General features: G+C 55.2%; 17 protein-coding genes. 12 read left to right on the top strand and 5 right to left on the bottom strand.

Translation table 11 applies throughout. The annotated features are described in order from the left end of the window. Positions 1-308: 308 nt before the first annotated feature. The 5 genes from purM (at position 309) to purD (ending at position 5,670) form a co-directional block, all read left to right on the top strand. Positions 309-1,349, top strand: a complete 1,041-nt coding sequence (purM, locus tag SACSAC_RS06680) for a phosphoribosylformylglycinamidine cyclo-ligase (RefSeq protein ID WP_037284808.1) — start codon at positions 309-311, stop codon at positions 1,347-1,349. Beyond that, the gene (purN, locus tag SACSAC_RS06675) at positions 1,346-2,224 is read left to right on the top strand and encodes a phosphoribosylglycinamide formyltransferase (RefSeq protein ID WP_342666448.1); all 879 of its coding nucleotides are present in this window, start codon (positions 1,346-1,348) and stop codon (positions 2,222-2,224) included. The genes purM and purN overlap by 4 nt, the downstream gene beginning before the upstream one ends. 32 nt (positions 2,225-2,256) lie before the next feature. Next, a complete protein-coding gene (locus SACSAC_RS06670) occupies positions 2,257-2,661 on the top strand; it encodes an NUDIX domain-containing protein (protein ID WP_037284807.1) in 405 nt (134 codons plus the stop codon). A gap of 30 nt (positions 2,662-2,691) precedes the next feature. Further along, positions 2,692-4,239 carry a bifunctional phosphoribosylaminoimidazolecarboxamide formyltransferase/IMP cyclohydrolase gene (gene purH / locus SACSAC_RS06665; protein WP_037284805.1) on the top strand — a complete coding sequence of 516 codons (1,548 nt, stop codon included), beginning with the start codon at positions 2,692-2,694 and terminating at the stop codon, positions 4,237-4,239. A gap of 150 nt (positions 4,240-4,389) precedes the next feature. After that, positions 4,390-5,670, top strand: coding sequence for a phosphoribosylamine--glycine ligase (purD, locus tag SACSAC_RS06660; RefSeq protein ID WP_037292227.1), 1,281 nt, complete (start codon positions 4,390-4,392; stop codon positions 5,668-5,670). 238 nt (positions 5,671-5,908) lie between these two features. On the opposite strand, the gene SACSAC_RS06655 is transcribed toward purD, so the two are convergent. Continuing rightward, positions 5,909-6,805 (bottom strand): AraC family transcriptional regulator, encoded by an 897-nt coding sequence (locus SACSAC_RS06655; protein ID WP_037284803.1) that lies wholly within the window; start codon positions 6,803-6,805, stop codon positions 5,909-5,911. Between the two features lie 233 nt (positions 6,806-7,038). Here SACSAC_RS06655 and ilvA point away from each other — a divergent pair, with 233 nt between their 5' ends. Continuing rightward, positions 7,039-8,328, top strand: a complete 1,290-nt coding sequence (gene ilvA / locus SACSAC_RS06650) for a threonine ammonia-lyase IlvA (RefSeq protein WP_051506923.1) — start codon at positions 7,039-7,041, stop codon at positions 8,326-8,328. Between the two features lie 172 nt (positions 8,329-8,500). Next, entirely contained in the window at positions 8,501-9,541 is a 1,041-nt protein-coding gene (locus tag SACSAC_RS06645) for a S66 family peptidase (RefSeq protein WP_037284801.1), read from the top strand. A 255-nt stretch (positions 9,542-9,796) separates the two neighbouring features. Here the strand turns inward: SACSAC_RS06645 and SACSAC_RS06640 are convergent, their stop codons facing one another. Continuing rightward, positions 9,797-11,215 (bottom strand): ABC transporter substrate-binding protein, encoded by a 1,419-nt coding sequence (locus tag SACSAC_RS06640; RefSeq protein ID WP_037284799.1) that lies wholly within the window; start codon positions 11,213-11,215, stop codon positions 9,797-9,799. Positions 11,216-11,399: 184 nt separating this feature from the next. Between SACSAC_RS06640 and SACSAC_RS06635 the strand changes: the two genes are divergently transcribed. After that, a complete protein-coding gene (locus tag SACSAC_RS06635) occupies positions 11,400-11,651 on the top strand; it encodes a hypothetical protein (RefSeq protein ID WP_037284798.1) in 252 nt (83 codons plus the stop codon). 14 nt (positions 11,652-11,665) lie between these two features. Here SACSAC_RS06635 and SACSAC_RS06630 read toward each other — a convergent pair whose 3' ends face one another. Together SACSAC_RS06630 and SACSAC_RS06625 are read right to left on the bottom strand one after the other, a co-directional pair. Beyond that, on the bottom strand, positions 11,666-12,490 hold the full coding sequence (locus SACSAC_RS06630) for a carbohydrate ABC transporter permease (protein ID WP_037284796.1): 825 nt from the start codon (positions 12,488-12,490) through the stop codon (positions 11,666-11,668). Further along, positions 12,487-13,458: a carbohydrate ABC transporter permease gene (locus SACSAC_RS06625; protein ID WP_037284794.1), complete on the bottom strand. Its 972-nt coding sequence runs from the start codon at positions 13,456-13,458 to the stop codon at positions 12,487-12,489. Before SACSAC_RS06625 ends, SACSAC_RS06630 begins: the two co-directional genes overlap by 4 nt. Positions 13,459-13,706: 248 nt before the next feature. Here SACSAC_RS06625 and SACSAC_RS06620 point away from each other — a divergent pair, with 248 nt between their 5' ends. Next, positions 13,707-14,519, top strand: coding sequence for a glycerophosphodiester phosphodiesterase (locus SACSAC_RS06620; RefSeq protein WP_084777944.1), 813 nt, complete (start codon positions 13,707-13,709; stop codon positions 14,517-14,519). A 185-nt stretch (positions 14,520-14,704) separates the two neighbouring features. After that, positions 14,705-16,276, top strand: coding sequence for a Ppx/GppA phosphatase family protein (locus tag SACSAC_RS06615; RefSeq protein ID WP_051506922.1), 1,572 nt, complete (start codon positions 14,705-14,707; stop codon positions 16,274-16,276). A gap of 643 nt (positions 16,277-16,919) precedes the next feature. Here SACSAC_RS06615 and ppk1 read toward each other — a convergent pair. Continuing rightward, positions 16,920-19,028: a polyphosphate kinase 1 gene (gene ppk1, locus SACSAC_RS06610; protein WP_037284792.1), complete on the bottom strand. Its 2,109-nt coding sequence runs from the start codon at positions 19,026-19,028 to the stop codon at positions 16,920-16,922. 483 nt (positions 19,029-19,511) lie between these two features. Here ppk1 and SACSAC_RS06605 point away from each other — a divergent pair, with 483 nt between their 5' ends. Both SACSAC_RS06605 and SACSAC_RS06600 read left to right on the top strand, forming a co-directional pair. After that, complete coding sequence (locus SACSAC_RS06605) at positions 19,512-21,290, top strand: sensor histidine kinase (RefSeq protein ID WP_051506921.1); 1,779 nt, start codon at positions 19,512-19,514, stop codon at positions 21,288-21,290. Then, positions 21,287-22,375 (top strand): response regulator, encoded by a 1,089-nt coding sequence (locus SACSAC_RS06600; protein WP_037284790.1) that lies wholly within the window; start codon positions 21,287-21,289, stop codon positions 22,373-22,375. Before SACSAC_RS06605 ends, SACSAC_RS06600 begins: the two co-directional genes overlap by 4 nt. Positions 22,376-22,470: the final 95 nt, after the last annotated feature.

Raw genomic sequence — 22,470 nt, 5'->3', positions numbered from 1 at the left:
GGGTCAAGCGCAAAACCGGAGCTTTCTTGAGCAGTTACCTTTTCGAATGTAATCGAAAAGATTTTTAACCTAACTTAATTTCCAGATACAAGCGACGCTTGCATCTGGAAATTAAAATGCATGTTCGGAAGCTGTTAAGCGGAGGGAGAAATTCAGTGAAAGACGCCTTTGAACTCGAAAAATTCAAATAAAAACTTCAACCCATTTTTCGGGTGAGACAGCGACTTGAACGAATTTTTCCCGCAGCGCCCCCACAGCTTCCCCTCCACGAACAGGATTTTAATTTAATGATAAAGGATGTGTCGGTTGTGTCTGAAGCCTACAAAAACGCCGGAGTCGATATCGCGGCGGGCAACGAAGCGGTCGAACGGATGAAAAAGCACGTTAAAAAAACGTTCCGTCCGGAAGTCATGACGGATCTGGGCGGGTTCGGCGCGCTGTTCGGCCTGAACAAAGACGCTTACGAAGAGCCAGTGCTCGTCTCCGGAACGGACGGCGTCGGCACGAAGCTGAAAATCGCGTTCGCGATGGACAAGCACGACACGATCGGCATCGATGCCGTCGCGATGTGCGTGAACGATATTATCGTGCAAGGCGCGGAGCCGCTGTTTTTCCTCGATTATCTGGCGACGGGCAAAGTCGTGCCGGAGAAGATCGAAGACATCGTCGCGGGCATCGCGGACGGCTGTTTGCAATCCGGCTGCGCGCTGATCGGCGGCGAGACGGCGGAAATGCCGGACATGTACACCGAAGGCGAGTACGATATCGCGGGCTTCACGGTGGGCATCGTCGATAAAAAGAAAATCATCAACGGCCAATCGATCTCGGCAGGCGACGCGGTAATCGGACTGGCTTCGAGCGGCGTGCATAGCAACGGGTTCTCGCTCGTGCGCAAGCTGTTGTTGGAACAACACGGCTACCAACTGACCGACGAAGTCGCTGAACTCGGCGGCACGCTCGGCGCGACGCTGCTGGAGCCGACCAAGATCTACGTGAAGCCTGTGCTGCAATTGCTGAAAAGCATCGAAGTCAAAGGCATGGCGCATATTACGGGCGGCGGCTTTATCGAAAATATCCCGCGGATGCTGCCAGAAGGCGTGAACGTTGAGATTGAGCACGGCACATGGCCGGTACTGCCGATCTTCAAGCTCATGCAGCAAAAAGGCGATATCACGGACAGCGATATGTACACGACGTTCAACATGGGCATCGGGCTGGTGTTGGTCGTGGGCGAAGCGGATAAAGAAGAAGCGCTGCGCCAACTGAAAGAAGCGGGCGAAGAAGCTTACCTGATCGGCAGCGTGACGGCAGGCGAGAAAGTCGTGACGTTCCAAGGTAACGCGCAATGAGTGGGATCGAAGGCAAAGACATTCGGGAGGAGAGCACTCGGCTGAGCGAGGAAGAAGTACCTCTGAAGCCGGGTCCGATGCCCGGATTGCCAAACGAACCTGTTCCGCAGCCTGCGGTGCCTGGAGTCGAACCGGAGCCGCTGACGCTGCCCGGACTTCCCGCCGTCGCAGACCCGGAAGAAGCGGACGATTCCGCCGAAAACGAAGGTGATCCCGCAGCGCAGCTTCGCGAGCTGGAGCAAGCGTTGCCGGACGGGGAAGGTCCGAATAAGCCTTACCGCGTCGCGGTATTCGCGTCCGGCTCCGGCAGCAACTTCCAGGCCATGCTCGATACGGCGCGCGCGGGACAACTCGGCGCGCAGATTGCGCTGCTCGTTTCGGACAAGCCGCAGTCCAAAGCCGTCGAACGTGCCCGCGCAGCGGGAGTTCCGGTGTTCGTGTTTACGCCGAAAGAATACGATTCGCGCGAAGCGTACGAACGCGTTATTTTGGAAGAACTGGCGAAAGCCAAGATCGACCTGATTGTACTTGCCGGATACATGCGTCTGTTGACGAGTGTATTGGTCGAGCCGTACATGGGGCGGATGATCAATATCCACCCGTCGCTGCTGCCGTCGTTCCCGGGCAAAGACGCCGCGGGACAAGCGGTCGCCCACGGCGTTCGGATCAGCGGCGCAACCGTGCATTTTGTCGACGGAGGCATGGACACGGGGCCGATCATCGCCCAGCGAGCTGTCGACGTGTACCCGGAAGATTCGGCCGCCGATTTGCAATTGCGTATTCAGGATCAGGAACGTTTGCTGTATCCCGAAGTGGTATCGTGGTTCGCGGCAGGCCGGGTCAAGCTGGACGGTCGCCAAGTTCGGTTGTTTTAAATCCTTTTTATACGGAAAAGAAGTGAAAAGTCATGCCGATCATAGTCGGAACCGGAGCGGTCATTCTTAACGACGAAGGCCAGGTATTGCTGGTGCTTCGCAAGAAAGACCCCGAGATTCATAAATGGAGCATTCCCGGCGGCAAGGTCGATCCTTTCGAAACGTTGGAGCATACGATCGTCCGGGAAGTCGAGGAAGAAACGGGTCTGACCGTCGAGGTCGAACGTCTTCTGTGCACGGACGAAACCATTCAAACGGAACAAGATCGCCATCTGCTGTCGCTGATCTACAAAGTCCGTTATACCGGGGGCGAACCTCAAAACCGCGAGCCGCAGAAACATGCGGAGATCCGCTGGTTTTCGCTGAACGAGCTGCCGCCGGAGACGGATATCGCAACGTTTTCCCGAGAAGCATTGAGATTGATCCGAGCATACTAAATCCCGTAACCCCAAGGAGGACTTTTCATCGTGAGTATCAAAAGAGCGCTGGTCAGCGTATCGGATAAAACAGGCATCGTCGAATTCTGCCGTGAGCTGTCGCAGCTTGGCGTCGAAATCATCTCTACCGGAGGCACGAAAAACCTGCTCGCCCAAGAAGGCGTGCCGGTCATCGGTATCTCTGACGTGACGGGCTTCCCGGAAATCATGGACGGCCGCGTCAAAACGCTGCATCCTGCCGTACATAGCGGGCTGCTCGCCGTGCGCGACAACGAGGAGCACACGCGCCAGATGAAGGAGTTGGGCTTGGATTACATCGACCTCGTAGTCGTGAATCTGTACCCGTTCCAAGAGACGATCGCGAAGCCGGACGTGGCTTACGAGGACGCGATCGAAAACATCGATATCGGCGGTCCGACGATGCTGCGTTCCGCAGCGAAAAACCATGCGTTCGTCAGCGTAGTGGTAGACAGCGGCGATTACGGAAAAGTGATCGAAGAAGTCCGCGCCGAAGGCGACACGACGCTTGATACCCGTAAAAAACTCGCAGCCAAAGTGTTCCGTCACACCGCATCGTACGACGCGCTGATCGCCGACTACCTCGCAAAGCAAACGGGCGACCCGCTGCCTGAGCGCTATACAGTTACTTACGAGAAAATCCAAGACCTTCGTTACGGGGAGAACCCGCACCAAGCGGCTGCTTTCTACCGCGCGCCGCTGGCACCGGCAGGCACGCTGACGACTGCCGAGCAACTGCACGGCAAAGAACTGTCCTACAACAATATTAACGACGCGAATGCGGCGCTCCAGATCGTCAAAGAATTCAGCGAGCCTGCGGTTGTAGCCGTTAAGCATATGAATCCTTGCGGCGTAGGCGTGGGATCGACGATCGCTGAAGCTTACAACAAAGCGTACAGCGCCGATCCGGTGTCCATCTTCGGCGGAATCGTGGCGGCTAACCGCACGATCGACGCTGAGACGGCGCAACCGCTGAGCGAGATTTTCCTGGAGATCGTGCTGGCTCCGGACTTCACCCCGGAAGCGCTCGAAATCCTCACGAAAAAGAAAAACATCCGTCTCCTCAAAATGGGCGAACTGACTTCGGCGGAAGGACGCGCGTCCGTGCATGTCGTGACGTCGATCGAAGGCGGCATGGTCGTTCAGGAAAGCGACGTTCACTCGCTGAGCGAAGCCGACCTCAAAGTCGTGACCAAGCGTCAACCGACCGAAGACGAACTGAAGCAACTGCTGTTCGGCTGGAAAGTCGTGAAGCACGTCAAGTCGAACGCGATCGTGCTGGCGGCTGATAACATGACGGTCGGCGTCGGCGCGGGTCAGATGAACCGTGTCGGTTCGGCCAAGATCGCGCTGGAGCAAGCCGGAGACAAAACGCAGGGCGCGATTCTCGCTTCCGACGCCTTCTTCCCGATGGGCGATACCGTTGAACTCGCAGCGAAGCACGGCATCAAAGCGATCATTCAGCCGGGCGGCTCGATCAAAGACGAAGAATCGATCCAAGCAGCTGATGAAGCAGGCATCGCGATGATCTTCACCGGCGTTCGCCACTTCAAGCACTAAGATCAAGTCAAGAGCCTTCACATCGACGCGCGTCGCGCCGGCGGATCAGGTCTGCGTCAGGCGGACGGGTCCACGGACGACGCGCGTTTTTTATAAGGAATAGCCGTTATGGGAAAAGGAACACACGATGAAGCGAGAGGGGACGTTGGAATGGATATTTTGGTTGTAGGAGGCGGCGGTCGCGAGCACGCGATCTGCCGATCGCTGTCGCAGTCGCAGCGAGCCGGGAAGATTTATTGCGCGCCGGGGAATGCGGGAATCGCGAACGTAGCGGAATGCGTCGATATCGGCGTATTCGACTTCGATGCGTTGACGGCATTCGCGTTGGAGAAGAAAGTCGGTCTGGTCGTGATCGGTCCGGACGATCCGCTGGCGGCAGGCATCGTGGATGCTTTTGAAGAGAAGAAGATTCCGGTCTTCGGACCTCGCCAGAACGCAGCCGAGATCGAAGGAAGCAAAGCCTTTATGAAGGATTTGCTCAAAAAGTATGCAATTCCGACAGCGGCTTACGAGACGTTCGACGACTACGAGACTGCGCTGGCGTATCTGCGCTCGCAAAAAGCGCCGATCGTCGTTAAAACGGACGGTCTGGCCGCAGGCAAAGGCGTAACCGTAGCGCAAACGATCGAAGAAGCCGAGAAGGCGCTGCACGACGCCATGGTCGGCGGTTCGTTCGGAGCCGCAGGCAGCAAAGTCGTGATCGAAGAATTCATGGCAGGCGAAGAGATGTCGATCCTGGCTTTCGTGGACGGCGAGACTGTTCGCGCGATGCCGGCGGCTCAGGATCACAAGCCTGTTTTCGACGGCGATAAAGGCCCGAATACGGGCGGCATGGGCACGTACTCGCCGCTGCCGCATATCGATTCCGCGATCATCGAGCGTTCGATCGAAGAAATCATCAAACCTACGGCGAAGGCTTTGGTTAGCGAAGGACGTCCGTTTACCGGCGTATTGTTCGCCGGCTTGATGATCGAAGCCGACGGTACGCCGCGCACGGTGGAATTCAACGCGCGATTCGGCGATCCGGAGACGCAAGTGGTGCTGCCTCGTCTGAAAAGCGATCTGCTGGACATCTTCCAGGCGGCTGTAAACGGAACGCTGGCGGACATCGAAATTCAATGGAGCGAGGAAGCGGCAGTGTGCGTCGTGCTGGCTTCGGAAGGCTACCCGGCTGCGTATCCGAAGGGGCGCGTGATCACGGGAATTGAAGCGGCCGAAGCAGGCGGAGGATTGGTTTTCCATGCAGGTACGGCTCGTAACGAAGCCGGTGAACTTGTTACGGCAGGCGGTCGCGTGCTGGGCGTAGTCGGACTCGGGACCGGCATCTCCGAAGCTCGCGAGGCAGCTTATGCGGCGACGGAACTCGTTGCGTTCGACGGCGCGCATAAGCGCAGCGATATTGCGGCGAAGGCTTTGACGCCGCGCGCGTAAGAATCAAATTTAGAGAGTGCGGCAAGCGGTCCATTTTCGGGCCGCTTCATTTTTTAGGCAGAATATTCGGTTAACGCGCAAAAGCCGTAGTCGTGATCTTCAATAAACATGACGCGCAGCATATAGACAAAAACAAGCCCAAACCGTGAAAGGTTCGGGCTTGTAGCATTGACAAGATGCTTGTTCCGAAATGAACTGTGTTTACGGGAAAGTAGTCGCTGCCAGCAAACGACTGAGACTATTCCTGCTTCTCCACAGGGACGTATAAATCCATCTGCAAGTCTTTATCCCCGTTGCTGCGCTCGTCGTACAATTCGAAGTCTACGCCGTTCTTGGCATACGCATAGCCCGAGCTCGGGAACCACTCGTTGTAGACGTACGTGGTCATGCCCTGAATCGAGTCCGAGAAGGCGCCGTTCGCGCGGTCCGCTTTCGGCGAAGTAAATACGGCATAGGTCGAAGCCGGGATCACCGCTTGATGCGTGCCTTCCGGAGCGTTGTCGAAGTTCTCCACTTCAAAGCCGATCACGTACAGGAAGTGTTCCGGTTTGTCGGGCAGCATGATGCAAGCGCCGTATTCGGCGTCTTTGACAGGTTTGATCTGTTGATACAGCTTATGACCCCATTGCTCTTCGATGTAACGGTTCCAGAAAGCCGGAATCTCCGTGAAGTTCTCGCCGTTCATTCGGGTCTCCAAGGCATAACCTACCAGCTTAATCTCGGGCTTGCTGACGATCGTCGGTCTCATCATCATTCCTCCGCTCATGTTATAGTCGGCCAGCTTTGCAAGGTCCACCCGCTCGGGAACGCGGCCGGTGGCGTGGATGCGATACTGTTCCGGGGTAAGTCCGTATGTTTTGCGAAAAGCTTTGGTGAAGCCTGCGTGCGTCTCGAATCCGTAATCGAGGGCAATCTCCAGCAGGCTGCGGCGTCCGGCCATGTCGGCTGCGGCATGGGCCAGGCGTCGGCGCCGGATATAGTCCATGATCGGCAGGCCTGTCCTCGAATGAAACACTTTATAGAAGTGATACTGCGAGAATCCGGCTTGCCGAGCCAAGTCTTCAGCGCTCAGCCTCTCCTTGAGATGATCCTCGATGTAGTCTAACGTACGCTGGATACATGCGGTGTGATCCATATTTTTCGTTCCCTCCCGATCGGTACGTTCATCTTAACAGAAGGATGATGCGAACGTTTGTCCGTTTTTGCGATCTTAATAATTCCATTCTGGCTCTTATCTTATTCGGCAGCCCGTACTTCAATTCCCGCGCGAAGCTTGAATTTTTCGCGAAATCGCGTTACCTTTAAATTTAATTCGATGATATGACGGATGGTACACATGGAAACAATATCAGGAGCGAGGAGAACAACATGAAAACCGAACCTACTGTGGAAGTTGACGATACAAAGAACGACGATCTGGTCACGATGGAAGACATCATCCGGGCGCATCACAGGCTGCGTGAAGCGATCGTGCGCACGCCGCTGCATCGCGATGCGACATTGTCGGCCAAATACGAGTGCGACGTGTACTTGAAACGCGAAGATCAGCAGGTGGTGCGTTCGTTCAAGATTCGCGGCTCCTATAACAAAATTCGCAGCCTCACGGCGGATGAGCGCGAACGCGGCATCGTATGCGCAAGCGCGGGCAACCATGCTCAAGGCGTCGCTTTTTCCTGTCATGCGCTGGGCATTCACGGCAAAATCTACATGCCGAGCACGACACCCAACCAGAAAGTGAAAATGGTGCGCAAATTCGGCGGGCAAAGCGTTGAAGTCATTTTGACCGGCGACACGTTCGACGACGCGTATGCGGAAGCGATGAAGGCTTGCACCGAGCTGGACCTGACCTTTATCCATCCGTTTGACGATCCGATGATCATTGCGGGCAACGGCACGGTCGGCATGGAGATCATGGAGAGCCTGGAAAAACCAGCTGACTACGTATTCCTGACGATCGGCGGCGGCGGCTTGGCTGCGGGCGTATCGCAATATATCAAAACGATGAGTCCTTCCACGCGCATGATCGGGGTCGAACCGCTCGGTGCGGCTTCGATGAGCGAAGCGATGTCGCGCGGTCAAGTCGTGACGCTCGACGAGATTGATAAGTTCGTCGACGGAGCGGCGGTGAAAAGAGTCGGGCAACACACTTACGACATCTGTAAGCAAAAGCTCGACGAAGTCGTGAAGGTACCGGAAGGCAAGGTCTGCACGACGATCCTCGACCTGTATAACGAGAACGCGATCGTCGCAGAGCCTGCGGGCGCGATTCCGGTCGCCGCGCTTGATCTGTACCGCGACGAGATCAAAGGCAAAACGATCGTCTGCGTCATCAGCGGCGGCAATAACGATATCGACCGGATGCAGGAGATCAAGGAACGCTCGCTCATTTTCGAAGGGCTGAAGCATTATTTCCTGATCAACTTCCCGCAAAGAGCAGGCGCGCTCCGCGAGTTTCTGGAAAAAGCGCTCGGTCCGAACGACGATATCGCGCGCTTCGAGTACACCAAGAAGAATGACAAAGAAAACGGCCCGGCCTTGGTCGGCATCGAGCTGACGTCGCGCGAAGACTACGAGCCGCTAATCGCCCGAATGGACGAGCAGGGAATCAACTACACCGAACTGAATCGCGATCCGAGTCTGTTCAGTCTGCTGATCTGAGGGTTAGATCGCATTTGCACCGATTCTTTTCCGTTCCCGAAAATAAGCCTGTCCAAACCCGGAACTCCGGAACTTGGACAGGCTTTTGACTTTGGCGGCTTGAAATATTTTGTCAGAGGGCATAGATTTGGATAACATGAAATAGATACCGATCAACAAAGGAGAGAACTCTATGATTCGTTACCCGTTATTGCAAAAAGGCATGACGATCGGCGTCACGGCTCCGTCTTCGGGGGTGGAGCCGTCCATGCATGATCTTTTGAAACAAGCGATTCGGCGAATGGAAAGCGAAGGTTTCACCGTTTCTGTCGGCGATACGATTTGGACGCAGCACAAAGCCAAATCCGCTCCCGCCCGCCTTCGCGCCGACGAACTGAACCGGATGCTGAAGGATGATCGAATCGGGCTTGTGCTTCCGCCTTGGGGCGGGGAGTTGCTTGTTGAAGTATTAGAGTACATCGACTACGAGCAGATCGGCGACAAGTGGCTGTTGGGCTATTCGGATATCAGCTTGCTGCTGCTTGCCGTGACGCTGAATACGGGACTTGCCACCGCGCATGGCACCAATCTCGTCGATCTGCGCGGCAGCGTCGACGACGAGACGACCGCCAAGTGGCGCGAAGCGCTGACGACGCCGGCAGGCGGGTCATTCGAGCAGCGTTCTTCCGAGCGATATCAGATCGAATGGAAGCACCGATCAGAAAATGCCGAACCGGACAGCCCGGACGACAGCGTGTTCAACCTGACCGAACCGACCGTCTGGCGCAGCGTGTCCGGCAGCGACGTCGGTTTGAAAGGACGTCTGCTCGGAGGCTGCATCGACGTGATTCGCCACTTGATCGGCACGCCGTACGGTGATGTGCGCGCTTTCCGAGAGCGGCATATCCCGGGCGAGCCTGTGCTTTGGTATTTGGAAGACTGCGAAATGAACACCGCCGACCTGCGTCGCTCGCTGGTTCAGATGAAACTAGCCGGTTGGTTCGAGAACTGCTCGGGCTTGATGTTCGGACGCAGCCCCGCCAATATGCCGGTCGGCGGCTACACCGCCGAAGACGTCTACCGCGACTTGTCCGAGGAGCTGAGCGTACCTGTGCTCTACGACATCGACTGCGGCCATATGCCGCCTCAATTGACGCTGATCAACGGCGCGATGGCCCAAGTCGAGTTTTCGGAGGAAAAAGGTACGGCGAGCGTGTTGCAGATTTTTAAGTAAGTTCAGGCGAATCTTATCCTAGTATTGCCCGGCAAACGAAGGTGTAAAGATATGCTCCTGTAAGCAAAAGACCAGCCGCAACCACGGCTGGTCTTCTTTTCTTTTTCCCTATAAATAAGCGAAAGCGAAGGGAGAAATTCAGTGAACGGCGCCTTTGAACCCCAAAGATTTCAGATTGGAACATACATTCCAATCTGAAATCCTGGGTGAAACAGCGCCGTGAACGAATTTCTCCCGCAGCGCCCTAGCTTATCCTCACTGAGCCACCGTACTGTTATACTCCTGAATCTTCTGCGTGATCTCCGCCGAAGCGCGATCCAGCGCGTCTTGCGGCGATGCTGCGCCAGTCAGCGCTTCTTCGATCGCCGTTTCCGTCAGCTGGCGAGCTTCCGGGAATACGCCCATGACTGCTCCTTGAGTAGCTGGCGTCAATTCCGTATTGTGCAGTTGGTCAATGGCCGTCTGGAATTGAGGATATTTTTCCAGGTTTTCTTTGACCAGGTCTTCGTTATACGCTTCTTTGGTAATCGGGAAGTAGCCCGTGTTGACGTGCCAGTAAGCTTGCGTAGCCGGTTCGGCCAAGAACTTGATGAACTGCCAAGCCGCCTGCTGCTCTTCTTCAGGACGATCGTTCAGCATCCAGAGACTTGCGCCGCCGACGATCACGCCGCCTTTGCCTGCATCGGCTTCGGTCGGTTTCGGCAGAGCGGCCGTTCCGACTTCGAACTTGCCTTCGGCAGCCTGCACGATACCGCGCAGGGAAGCCGTGCTGTCGAGGGTCATCGCGATTTGTCCGGCTGCGAAAGCTTTTTTCGTATCGTCCGTTTTGCGGCCGAGGTTCAGCATGGAGCCTTCATCGACCATCTTTTTCCACCATTCCAGCGTGCTGACGGCAGCAGGAGCGCCAAGTTGTGCTTGATCGGCCATTCCTTCGCGACCATTGCTGTTGTTGAGCAATTCCGCGCCCTGATTGGCAAGCAATTGTTCCATAAACCAGCCGTAGATCGCGAACGATCCGCCCGTTACGCCGTCTTTTGTCAGCGTTTTGGCCGCTTCTTCGACTTCCGCGTACGTCTTCGGCGGGTTCTCCGGGTCGAGTCCGGCTGCTTTGAACGCGTCTTTGTTATAGTAGAGAATCGGATTCGACGTGTTGAACGGCATCGAGTAGAGGCGATCGTCGAACGTGTAGTAGCCGAGAATGTTTTCTTCCAGATGCGACACGTCATAGCTTTCCTTGTCGATAAACTGCTGCATCGGCGTGATGGCGCCGGAATCGATCATAAAACGGCTGCCGATCTCGTAGGTCTGAATCATCGTCGGTCCTGTACCTGAGCCCATCGCGGTCTTCAGCTTGTTCAGGCTCTCGTCGTATGTACCCTGGAATACGGCTTCGACTTGCACGTCATCCTGGGATTCGTTGAATTGCTTCACCAACTCGTCGACGACCGTGCCCAGTTCGCCGCTCATCGCGTGCCACCATACCACTTTAACCGGATCGCCGCCGCTTTCCGTCGTATCCGCGCTGCCCGAGGTGCTTCCCGAAGCATTGCTCGAAGCGGCCTCGGCCGTTCCTGTTCCGGTTGCCGTCTGATTACCGCCGCCTCCGCATGCAGTCAGAACCACCATCAACATGCACAGACAGGCAAACATCCACTTTCGGCTACTTTTTTTCATCGAAAACTCCACTCCCTTTTCTCTGTAGTCGTTGCATGAATCGTGCGTATGACCTATGAATTGTTGCATTGATGCCCGTAAAAAAGGACCCGGAGGAAGGCGGAGTCGCAGAGCTGTCCGCGTGTCCGTCCGGGTTATATGGAGATCCGGGGCACTCCGCACAAGGTAGGGGGAGGCAGAGGCGGTGCCGGATTCCACGAGAACCGCGCTTCGCCGATGGCACGGCGCGGACCGTTTCGGTTGCACCGCGATGAGCGGCGCGTTCAAGTCTGAGAGGGACCCGGCGGGGGCCGGGTCGGGGTTTGGACAGCTGTTCGCCGTCTCCGCTTTTGTCACGAGTCGCTATGGGCAGTTGGCCGGAATGAATCTTCGCGTTCGTGAGCAAAGCGGAAACGGCGATCCGAGAGAACGAACCCTATATCCGTTCAGCGTCTGATTTTTTAGAAATCTCTATCCTTTTAAAGCACCCGCCGTCAGCCCGCCGACCAATCGACCCAGACCGAGCGCCAGCATGATGAGCGAAGGCAGCAGCACCAGCACGAGACCCGCCATCACCAGGTTCCAAGCTGTCATTTCCGAGAACTGAAGCATGCTGACCCCGATCTGCACGGTGCGCATCTTTTCGCTACTGGTGACCAGCAGAGGCCACAGATACATATTCCAATGATTCAGGAACGAATACACGCCGAGCGTAGCCAGTCCCGGCATCGATAACGGAACGGCCAAGCGCAGGAAGATGCGAATATGTCCGCAGCCGTCGATCCGCGCCGCTTCCATCAGTTCTTTCGGAAGCTGGAGGAAGAACTGCCGCATCAGGAACACGCCGAACGCGGTCGCAAGAAACGGAACGGTCAATCCCGCGTAACTGTCGAGCCAGCCCCAACTGCGCACGGTCAAGTAGTTCGGAATCACCGCGACTTCCCAAGGAATCATCATCGTGGACAGGAACAGCGCGAAGATGATTTTTTTGCCGGGAAAACGAAGAAACGCGAACGCGTAAGCGGCCATGCAAGACGTCGCCAGACAGCCGATCGTAATCACGCTGCTGACGATAAAGCTGTTCAAAATAAACTGCACGATCGGAATCGAAGCCAACACGCCGGAGAAATTGTCCAAATGCAGTCCGGTCGGCCAAAGCTTCGGGGGATAGGCGGCCGATTCGGCTTCGGTCATAAAAGCATTGGATAGCGTAATCCAAAACGGAAACAGGATGAATACCGCCGCAATGGCCGATAGCAGGTAAGCCAGTGTACGGGATACGGAGAGTCGTTTCACTGGTAATGCACCTTCCTTTCGGCGAACGCGAATTGAATGACGGTAATGAGCAGCACGATTGCGAACAGCACAAGCGCTTGAGCGCTGCCGACTCCGAAGCGGAAGTTGACGAAGGCGTCTTCATAGAGACTGAAGACAAGCACGTCGGTACTGTTCACGGGGCCGCCTTTGGTCAGAATGTTGATCTGTCCGAAGGCTTGGAACGCTCCGATGACCGATGTAACAGAGGCGAAGAACAAGGTCGGAGAGACGAGCGGCAGGGTCAGCGTCCAGAAGGTGCGCAGCGGGCCGGAGCCGTCGATCTTGGCGCTCTCGTAGATTTCTTCCGGAATTCCCTGCATCCCGCCGAGCAGCAGGATGAACAGGAAACCGACGTTCATCCAGACGGTCATGAGGGAGATCGACAGCAGCGCCATATTGGGGTCGGTCAGCCACTGGACGGGAGCGAGCCCCATTTTACCGAGAAAATAATTCAGGCTTCCGAGCGTCGGGTGAAAAAGAACCATCCACATGATCGAGCCCGTGCTGACGGATACGGCGATCGGCAGCGCGAACACGAAACGAAAGATGCGCATGCCCCGGATTTTGCTGCGGCAGACGGCGGCAAAGGCGAGCGCGAGCGCCAGACTGGCCGGAACCGTGAACAGAATGAACTTCAACGTCACGATGAGGCTGTTCGGAAATCCCGGTGAAGCGAAAAGATTGCGAAAATTGGTCAGACCTACAAAGTTTGCGACCTGTCCGCGAGGATTCGTCGAATGCAGGCTCAGGTAGACGGATTGAACTAAGGGATAGAACAGAAAAATGCCGAACAACAGCAATGCCGGCGCAATGAAAAGCGCGGCCAGCGCGGCTTCGCGAAATCGGCCTAAATGGGCCGCGCGCGAAGGATCGCCGCTGACGCTTGCGCCTGCTGCTTTGCGCTTTTTATCGAGCGAAACCGAAGCGGTCTTGTCCATGTTTTCCATGCGTAGGGCCGAGCCTCCTTATGTATGCCTGGAATACCGAATGCCGGGTTGCATGTGTCTTTCCCGGCCAAGCACGTTAAGCCTACCAATACTTTGTTAAATAAAAACCCCCTGTTGTGTAAAAAATCCATTTTACGGTAAATTCGTTCGTTTAACATGGGATTTACGAAGAATGGGTATACTAATGGGAAAGAGGAACAGACTATACAAGAGCGGCCGAAGGCCGATCGGGAGAAGAGGCGATATTCATGAACGAATTGATTCGCAGTACGGATACGTTTGAAACAAAGCCGCGTTCGGCGGCAGGAAAGCCTGGCGCGCCGATCATTTTTGCGCATCGTGGGGCTTCGGGGACGCGCCCCGAAAACACGATGGCAGCTTTTCGACGGGCGGTAGAGCTTGGGGCAACGGGAATTGAGACGGATGTGCAGCTTAGCGCCGACGGAGAGCCGGTGCTGATTCACGACGAGACGCTGTCCCGCACGGCCGGCGCATCGGGCTGGGTAGGCGATAAGACATACGCGGAGCTTCGCAGTCTCGACGCCGGAAGCTGGTATCATCCCGAGTTTATGGGCGAGCCGATTCCGCATTTGACCGAGTTGTTACAATTGGGGAAGGATATGGGAATCGTTTTGAATATTGAGCTTAAAAATACGATTCGCGCTTATCCGGGCCTGGAAGAGAAAGTGGTTCAGGCGGTCCGGAAGTACGGGTTGGAGAGTCGGGCGATCATTTCTAGCTTCAATCATTATTCGCTCGCTTTGTGCAAAAAGTTGGCGCCGGAGATCCGTACGGGCGTGTTATATATGGAAGGATTATATCGGCCGTGGGATTACGCGAAGACGCTTGGCGCCGATGCGCTGCATGCGTATGACCCTGCGGTTACGGCGGATTGGGTACGGGAAGCGCTGGAAGCGGGCGTTGATTATCATCCGTTTACCGTCAATGACGAAGCGCGTTTGAAGGCCTTGATCGAGATGGGGACGGCGGGGATTATTACCGACCATCCGGACCGTGCGGTACGGTTATTGATGCAGCGTCGGGTAGAGTCGGGACTTTGAAGGCCGAATTCGGCGCATGCGTAGCAAAGAAAAGTAAAAGCAATGTAAAAAAACAAGGGCGGTGCGCATTGCGCCGTCCTGTTTGGTTTGCTAAGGTTAAGGCTAATGAAAAGGTAAATAAACCGGCATTAATTATTGTCCGGCAATCCGTGTACGGGTGCCGGGGACAAGGAGCTGTCCATTCTATGACTACCCTACCTGAAACGACCCGCCCCGAGGCGGTGCAAACAAGCCTTCGGGCCGGCATTATCGATATCGGTTCCAACTCGATCCGGCTCGTCGTTTACGAGAGCGATAGCGGCGGCTCGTACCGCGTGCTGACCGAGTCGCGGGAAGCGGCCCGTCTCAGTGCGCTTGTGACGGCGGACGGCATTATGCCCTCTCCCGCCATTCATTCCGTCGTGCCTGTGCTGCGACAGTTTATTGAAATTTGCGAAGCCTACGGCGCGACCCAAATCCGTGCAGTCGCGACGGCCGCAATCCGAAATGCGTCAAACTCCGGCCAGATTATCGAGATTTTGAATAGGGAGACCGGATTGGATATCGAGTTGCTGCCCGGCGAAATGGAAGGCCATTACGGATTTATCGGCGTCGTGAACAAGATCGATATCGCCGAAGGATTTATTATCGATATCGGCGGCGGCAGTACCGAGATTACGTTATTCAAAGAACGTCGGCGCGTGTCGAGCTTTTCTTTCCCGTTTGGCGCGGTTAACATGAACGTGCGTTTCGGCGGAAGCGGAAATTGGACGGAAGAACGCGTCAGCGAGTTGGAGAACTTCGTGCTCGCCGAAGCTCAGAAGCATCCGTGGATGTCCGAGCATCCGGGGCTGGATCTGGTAGGCCTGGGCGGAACGATTCGCGGACTCGGTAAAATGGATCAGCGGCGCCGCAATTATTCGCTGCCTTACACGCATAATTACGTGATGCAGGGCGAGGATGTGGATTACTTCTATCATTCGCTGCCGGGGATGGATAATAACCGCCGCAAACGGGTTCCGGGCTTGTCCAAAAGCCGGGTCGATATTATCGTGCCGGGCATGATCATTCTGCGTACGCTGTTCCGGCATATGAAGGCCGCGCGTTATGTCGTCAGCGCAACGGGTTTGCGCGAAGGCTTGTTCTTCGAGCTGTTGCGTCCCGAACAGGCCGTGCATGAGAACGTGCTTGAGTTCGAGTTGCGTGCTTTGCTTGCGAATGCACCGAAGCCGCGCCAGCTCCATCTTCGGCAGACGGAACGTTTTGCGCGTATCCTGTACGAAGCGCTTAGCGAAGGCGGGGAAAACGAATGGAATCGCAAGCTGCTTCGCGTAGCGGCTTGGACCTACCAGACCGGAACCGAGATCAGCTATATCGATTATGAAGAACATACGCAGTATTTGCTGACCAAGCGCCCGCTGGCCGGTTTGACGCATCGCGAGATTATTCTGACTGCATTGATTGCGGGACTGGCCGCGAAGTTCAAATGGCGTAAAAGCGCCACGGCGCAAACTTATAAGGACATCTTGCTTCCCAAAGACGAGGAGCGCACCCGCCGCCTGGGCGCCGTGCTTCAGATGGCGGCTGCGCTGGATTCCAGCGAGACGCAGGCCGTCACCGATCTGAAGGCCAAGCGAAGCGGGGATCATTTCGAGATGGAGCTGACCTGCCGTACGGAAGCCTTCATGGAAATCCGCGATTTGAAGCTGGCGTCGAAGGAATTCGAGAAAGAATGGAACGTGCGGATCGAATTGAAGATTCGGTCGGCGGGCAAATAAAAGAGGTTCGTCAGGTGAAATTTCGGCAGTAGGTATTGCGTCAAATCGGAAATAAAGCGTTATAGTGGCAGAGCAATCGAGCAATCGAGTCAACAAGCTAGTACCATGACTGCTCACGATGTTAGGTTGCGTCCATCGGAAACCTTGGATTTGATGCGGTTAAAGTACTAATTATTGGCGAAGTTGAACGTATTTTGCCCGAATGTTGACGTTTTGCACACATTTTTCGGTCTGAATTGCTCTTTTCTCGAAAATTCTGACGTAACGTCAACAAATTAGCAATCAATTGGCGATTTTAGCGAGAATCCGGCAGAAATGTTGACGTTTAGTCAGAATTCGAGCATAAAAAGATCCGATATGGCCGAAAATGTTGACGTTTTGCACGAATTTAAAAATGATGCTGCTTGATGGTCAATCATTAATGAGCAAAAAGTAAACCGCAAACCAAAAATCGGCTGCCCGTCGTCAATGACGGGCAGCCGATTTTTTTTATAATCAACATTTGTAAAGTAAGACTCGTAAGCGAGTCCGCGATCCAATCTACAATCGAACCGGATTCAAGTTTCCGCGCGATTCGCATTATCATCGAATCTCGCAAAAGGTCAACCCCGGCCGATGCCCCTTTGCCTACACTGCCATTTGTCTACACCAGCGTGGACTTCCATGTCCGAATGTCTTCGGCGCGGAATTGGCTGCGGAAGTCTTCTTCGCCGTTTTCGAACGGTTCGTAGCTGCCTCTTGAAGTCAAAATGCGAGCCTTCACATTATCCTTCAAGTACAGCTTGACGATGTTAAGCAGCGTATCTTTGCAACCGGCATCGCGGATCGGGCACATCAGCTCGACGCGGCGCGTCAAGTTGCGGGTCATCCAGTCGGCGCTGGCCAGGAAGATTTCGGAATCTTCGCCGCCGCCGTTTTCGAAGTAGAAGATCCGCGAGTGTTCCAGATAACGGTCGACGATGCTGCGCACCGTAATATTTTCGCTCAATCCTTCAACGCCTGGGCGCAAGCAGCAGACGCCGCGCACGATCAGGTCGATTTTAACGCCCGCCTTCGAGGCTTCGTATAGTTCGTCGATGATCTGTTGATTGGAGAGCGAGTTGAACTTGGCGATGATCCGGGAAGGGCGGCCTGCCTTCGCATGATCGGCTTCGCGGCGAATATTGGTCACGAACGTGCCCATCATCGTATCCGGGGCGACCGAAATTTCCTGCCAATCCGGGTGGCGCGAGTAGCCGGTAATATGATTGAACAGTTCGGACGCGTCCTCGCCGATCGAAGCATTGGACGTCATCAGGCCCACGTCCGTATACAGGCGCGCGGTCGTGTCGTTGTAGTTACCCGTGCCGACATGGACGTAACGGCGCAAGCCGTCTTCTTCGCGCCGAACGACGAGAATCGCTTTGGCGTGCGTCTTCAGCCCGACCAGACCGTATACGACGTGGCAACCGGCCTTTTCCAGTTCGCGAGCCCAGGTGATGTTGCGTTCTTCGTCAAACCGGGCTTTCAGCTCGACGACGACGGTGACCTGTTTGCCTGCTTCGGCCGCTTCGGCGAGCGAGCGAATGATCGGCGATTTGCTGCTGACCCGATACAGCGTCATCTTGATCGCCATGACGTTAGGGTCTTCGGCGGCCTGCTCGACAAAGTCGCTCACGGCGTCAAACGATTCGAACGGATGGTGCAAGAGCACGTCGCGTTCTTTTAATGTCGCGAAGAAATCGGTATCCTCGCCGTCCGCGAATTCCGGCGGGTACACGGAGCGTGCCGTCGGGTAACGCAGCGCATCCCGATTTTTGATCGAGCCCGCGAACGACGTCATGAAGCCGAGATCGATCGGACCGTCGATTTCGTAGACGGCATCGTCGATTTCGAATTCTTCCAATAATAATTGCAGGGCGTAAGGGTGGAAGTCTTTCTGTACTTCGAGACGAACAGGCGCGCCGCGGCGACGCTTGCGCAGTTTGTTTTCGATCTCTTCGAGCAGGTCTTCCGCTTCTTCTTCGTTGATCTCCAGATCCGCATCCCGAGACAGACGGAACGCATGCACGGCTACCGGCTTGTAGCCGCTGAACAACGTTTGGATATGATTGCAGATCAGTTCGTCGATCAGGACGTAGACTTGCTTTTTGCTATGGCTGCGGCTTGCAACGGGAATAAGGCGCGGCAGAATCGAAGGAATCTGCACGATCGCGAAGTAATAGCGTTCGTCGTCAGGCAGGTCGGACGTCGCGTTTTCGCGTTCCAGCACGGCGGCCAGATAGACGTTCTGACTATGCACAAGCGGGAACGGACGACTGAGATCGACCGCCATCGGCGTCAGGATCGGGAAGATGACGTTATGGAAGTAATCGTCGGCAGACTTTTGTTGAGTTGCGGTCAAATCGTCGTAATGGCTGAGTACGAGATTATCTTTCGCGAGCAAGCGAATCAGGTCGCGATATGTACGATACTCGGCAGTGACCATTTTTTCGATGCGCTTCGAGAGCCGTTTGTAGAGAACCTGAGGCGTATAACCGGAAAAGTCTTTTTTGACGATGCCGGCTTTGAGTTGGTTGCGGATGCCCGCCACTCGGACGCTCATGAATTCGTCCAGGTTGCGCGAGACGATGCCCAGAAACTTGGCGCGTTCCAGAAGTGGCGTATCCGGGTGTTGCGCTTCTTCAAGTACGCGATAATTGAATTCGATCCAACTGAGGTCACGGTTGATGTAGTACGGGGAAGAACCCCGGTGAGCGGCTTGGTTATCCATAATTCCTCCAAAATTACGGCGCATGTACGCCACAGATTGCTTGCACAAGTATTGATTCGTTTACGAACGTAATGGATCGCGAGTTGCGCCCATAAATTTTTTTCTTATCCCGGGAAATCGCCCGAAATCCCGAAAAGAATTCGAACCCGACACGCCCGGTCAACTCTTTTAAGTATACCGCTCATTTGTTAAGCGGATGTAAAAAAATGCTTTTTCCAGTTAGATTCCATATTCGGCGTTCGTGAAAAGAATCCTCCAATATTTGAACAAAGCGTGTCAGTTTAAACGTTTTATGCCCAATGCGCGAAAAAGATTCTATAGAAAAATAAACAAAGATCAACGTTTTGTAAAACTTCGCGACATGAAATTTTTTTAATCCGCTATATGCCGGCGAAAATGTTTCTCTCCGCAATCTCGTTTGCTTGCGCTATAATCTCGGTAAAGCCGAGGGAAGCGAAGCGGCGCAGAAGGAGGATTTGCATCTTGGATTTTTGGAAAGCGCTCTATTCCGGGCTTCTTCGCCCGTTCCGCCGCAGCTTTCGCCTACGGCTGATGCTGCTGCTTATTCCGCTCGGCGTGCTTCCGGTCTTTGCCGTTACGCAATTGGCGGCGTACAATACGCGTAGTTCGGTCGAGGACGAGGTGATCCAATCGAACCTCGCGACCGTGAAATGGGCAGGCGGTTATTTGGACGAACAGCTCTCCGAGTTCAATACGTTGACCTATACCCTTTTTATCAGCCCCAGCTTGAATCGTTACTTGAAAGCACTGGAAAACGGGACGTCCGGCTCCCTGTATCCCCTGCAAAAAGACGTCACCGATACGATGCTTTCCGTCTACTACACCGCAAATACCCAGCTTCAGGACATCGAATTATACCTGCTTCAAGGCGGCAAGCTGTTCACGATCAGCACGATGGAAGTCACGAGCCGGATCGTGCCGGAGATGCCTGAGGAATATCGCAAGATGGAAAACGACGATCTGGATGTCTTGATTCGAAGCAGCCCGGACAACCCGGATTCGTTCGAACTGGTCCGCGCGCTGCGCAGGTTCGAGGATCGGGAGAATCTGGGTTATATGACGCTGCGGATCAATTGGAGATTCACGGATCGGATCACCGAGCTGCTGAATCCGGATTCGGACGGCGAGCTGTTGATTACCGACGCCGGCGGCAACATTCTGTACAGCCCGACCGGAACGGTTGAAGGAGGCGCTGCGGAGACGGTTCGTTCGTCGGAAGGCTCCGGTTATGCGCAGACGTCGGACGCTTACGTGTTCTACGATACGCTGGATGCCTGGGGACTGCGCATCGTTAAAGTCGTGCCGCGTACCGCCGTGGATCTCAGCGCGGAGCGAACGATCCGTTACGGCTCGATCGTCGGCGTGATTGCGGTTCTGCTGGCGGTGATGGCTTCGGCATTCGCGGCTTGGAAAACGACGGCTCCGATCATCAAGCTGGCCCGTTCCATCCAAAATATCTCGTTTATCAAGGAAGGGACGCCGCTGACCGGAAGAACGGACGAGATCGGATTGCTGGAGCTGCGCATGCACAAGATGTCGAAGCGGATTCGCGAACATATTCATACCGAATACGCGCTGAACCTTGAAAAGAAGACGGCTCAACTCGCGGCACTGCAAGCTCAGATCAATCCGCATTTTTTGCAAAACACGTTGCAGTTGATCGGCGGAATGGCTTTCACGGAAACGCCGGAGCGGTTGTATGCCGTGATCCGGGCCGTCAGTGAAATGTTCCGTTACGTGGTGCGAGGTCCGGCGGGCTTAGTGGAAGTGAGAGAAGAACTGCGCCATTTGCAAAACTATCTATTCATTCAGGAGCATCGCTACCCGGGGCGAATCACGACGAATTTGGACATCGGCGCGGGGACTGAAGAATTGCTCGTTCCGAAGTTGATCCTACAGCCGATTGCGGAAAATGCGTTTCAGCACGCTTTTGGCCCGGAGCAGGCGACGTGGCAGTTGGACGTGGTCGTGCGGCGCGTCGGCGAAGACCTTGAGATCGCGATCACGGACCATGGAAAAGGGATGAGCGACGAGCGCCGGAAAGAACTTCGGGCGGATATTGATCAGGGAGCGGGGCGGGTCAGCGGAAGCGGGGAGCATATCGGGCTGGCGAATGTGGAGGCTCGGCTGCGGTTACGATTCGGCGAACGTTACGGCATTCAATTATCCGGAGAAGAAGGCGTCGGAACGACGATCGTATTGCGAATGCCCGTATCGGGCGGAGAGGGGAATGAAGCATGAGCGAAAAATCGACAATAGGTGAACAACGAGTAATCCCGGCTATGATCGTGGACGATGAAGCGGCGACCCGGGCGATCATTCGGCGCTTCGGCGAGTGGGATCGACTGGGCATTCGCATTGCGGCGGAAGCGGAAGACGGAGGCGAGGCGCTGAAGCGAATGGAGTCCGAGGCGATCCGCTTGGTCATTACCGACATGAATATGCCCGGCGTCGATGGCGTTGGGCTGATGAAGACCTTGAACGAGCGTTACCCGCAGGTGAAGGTCGTGGTGGTGAGCGGCTATGACGACTTTGCTTATCTGAAGCAGGCGATCCGCTACCGGGCGAATGATTATCTGCTTAAGCCCGTTGATCCGGCGGAACTTAATCGCACGCTGGAAAAGTGTCGGGACGACTTGATCGAGCTTGAGCAGCAGCAACTTGCGGCGACGGCTTTGGACGATGATACGCGTCGGCGCCTGCGCGAAGTGGAGCCTTTGATTCGTGCCCATTACGGCGAGCTGCGTATGGAGGATTTGCATCGGGTATTGGAGGAACTTGTACGGGGGCATATGGAAAAGTTGCAGTCGGGCGCAGCGGATTGTGCATCGGAACGCCGACTGTCTCGGGAATTAATGCAGCGACTGCATGAGCTTCGTCAGTCTTTCGGACAGGAAGAGGAGCCGATCCGGGAGGGGCGGCACAGTGATGGGGAGCCAACCCTGCCGGAGATCCCGCTCGTGTACCAAGAATCGTTGGAGCAGTTGATTCGGCGGCGCAAGTTCCGCGACCGTCTGGATCTGAATGAAGTCCGAGCTTACGTAGCGGAGCATTTTGCGGAAGCGTTGTCGTTGGACGGTTTGGCGCGCTGCTTTTTCGTATCCAAAGAGTATCTCAGCCGCACGTTCCGTCAGGAGTTCGGACAGACGCTGACCGATTATATTCAGCAAGTGCGCATGGAAAAGGCGAGAGCCTGGATTTTGGAAGGGGTGCCGATCCGGCGGGCGAGCGAGATGTGCGGCTACGAGGACGTGGGTTACTTTTACCGCGTATTCAAAAAGCAGTACGGCATCGCTCCCGGCGAGCTGACGAAAGGTTCAATATAATCCAAAAGCTTCCCTCAATCCTGTCCAATTAAGCGTTTGCAAAATGGCGATACAATACTTTTGTAAGCGTAACCAATCTTTTAAGAAACGACCGA

Origin of the sequence: Saccharibacillus sacchari DSM 19268 (assembly GCF_000585395.1) — a bacterium.
Lineage (GTDB): Bacteria > Bacillota > Bacilli > Paenibacillales > Paenibacillaceae > Saccharibacillus > Saccharibacillus sacchari.
This window is presented reverse-complemented; position numbering and strand designations above follow the sequence as displayed.

Coding starts and splice junctions, on each gene's coding strand:
- purN (WP_342666448.1), top strand. CDS start 1,346: ATGAGTGGGATCGAAGGCAAAGACATTCGGGAGGAGAGCACTCGGCTG.
- SACSAC_RS06670 (WP_037284807.1), top strand. CDS start 2,257: ATGCCGATCATAGTCGGAACCGGAGCGGTCATTCTTAACGACGAAGGC.
- purD (WP_037292227.1), top strand. CDS start 4,390: ATGGATATTTTGGTTGTAGGAGGCGGCGGTCGCGAGCACGCGATCTGC.
- SACSAC_RS06655 (WP_037284803.1), bottom strand. CDS start 6,805: ATGGATCACACCGCATGTATCCAGCGTACGTTAGACTACATCGAGGAT.
- ilvA (WP_051506923.1), top strand. CDS start 7,039: ATGAAAACCGAACCTACTGTGGAAGTTGACGATACAAAGAACGACGAT.
- SACSAC_RS06645 (WP_037284801.1), top strand. CDS start 8,501: ATGATTCGTTACCCGTTATTGCAAAAAGGCATGACGATCGGCGTCACG.
- SACSAC_RS06640 (WP_037284799.1), bottom strand. CDS start 11,215: ATGAAAAAAAGTAGCCGAAAGTGGATGTTTGCCTGTCTGTGCATGTTG.
- SACSAC_RS06625 (WP_037284794.1), bottom strand. CDS start 13,458: ATGGAAAACATGGACAAGACCGCTTCGGTTTCGCTCGATAAAAAGCGC.
- SACSAC_RS06620 (WP_084777944.1), top strand. CDS start 13,707: ATGAACGAATTGATTCGCAGTACGGATACGTTTGAAACAAAGCCGCGT.
- SACSAC_RS06615 (WP_051506922.1), top strand. CDS start 14,705: ATGACTACCCTACCTGAAACGACCCGCCCCGAGGCGGTGCAAACAAGC.
- ppk1 (WP_037284792.1), bottom strand. CDS start 19,028: ATGGATAACCAAGCCGCTCACCGGGGTTCTTCCCCGTACTACATCAAC.
- SACSAC_RS06600 (WP_037284790.1), top strand. CDS start 21,287: ATGAGCGAAAAATCGACAATAGGTGAACAACGAGTAATCCCGGCTATG.